At 63.7% G+C, this 833-nt stretch carries 1 protein-coding gene; it reads right to left on the bottom strand.

The genetic code is table 11. From position 1 onward, the window contains the following. Positions 1-763: transposase (locus tag DC522_RS33820; RefSeq protein ID WP_205769942.1), on the bottom strand; the 763-nt coding region annotated here is incomplete at its 3' end. Positions 764-833 lie beyond the last annotated feature (70 nt).

Here is an 833-nt window from a genome sequence, read left to right on the forward strand (position 1 = left end):
TAATGACGACGCGATATAGAGCCGCGTTAGCCTGACGATGGCCACCGCGGTTGAGCCGGTGACGTGAAGTCTTGCCGCTCGAGGCCGGAATGGGACAGGCGCCACACAGTTTGGCGAAGGCTGCTTCGGAGCGGATGCGCTCGGGATTGTCGCCGACGAGGATCAGCATCTCGGCCGCCATACCGGTCGACATGCCATGGGCCTCTTTCAGGGCTGGGGCGCAGGCGGTGGTCAGAGCATCGAGAGCAGCATCGTGGCTTTTGATCTCAGCATCGAGCATCAGCCAGCGCCGGGCGAGAGCGCGTAATGTTGCTTTGGCTGAGGCTGTTGGTGAAGTCATCGCTCCCGGTCTCAGGGCGGCTAAATGGCGGATCAGGGTCATTTTGCCGGTGAGGCCGTCAAGGCTCTCGCGCAAGGCCGCGGGAGCATTGACGATGATCGTCTTGAGGGTGACCATCGCCTGGGTGCGGCTCTTGACGGCGGTGTCGCGCGCCACCTTGAGATGGCGGATCATTTCCACGGAGCTGGTGCCCGACTTCGGAGCCGCCCGGGCCTGACCACTGAGAACGGCGCGGGCCGCGTTCTCGGCATCGAGCGGATCAGTCTTGCCATGCTGATGCCGGATCTGGCGATTGGGGCGGTTGACCTCGATGACATTGTGGCCTCTCTCCTGCAGGAAGCGTGCCAGGCCAGCCCCATAAGAGCCTGTTCCCTCGATCCCGACGGCGCGAACGGGACCCAAGGATTGAGCCCAGCTCTCCATCTTGCCTTTACCCTCTGCTGCTCGCCAGCAGGGTCATCGCGCCAAGGCGGGCTCCCAGCCCGTTGATGGC

It is taken from the genome of Microvirga sp. KLBC 81, assembly GCF_003075415.1.
In the GTDB taxonomy this organism is placed as follows: Bacteria; Pseudomonadota; Alphaproteobacteria; order Rhizobiales; family Beijerinckiaceae; genus Microvirga.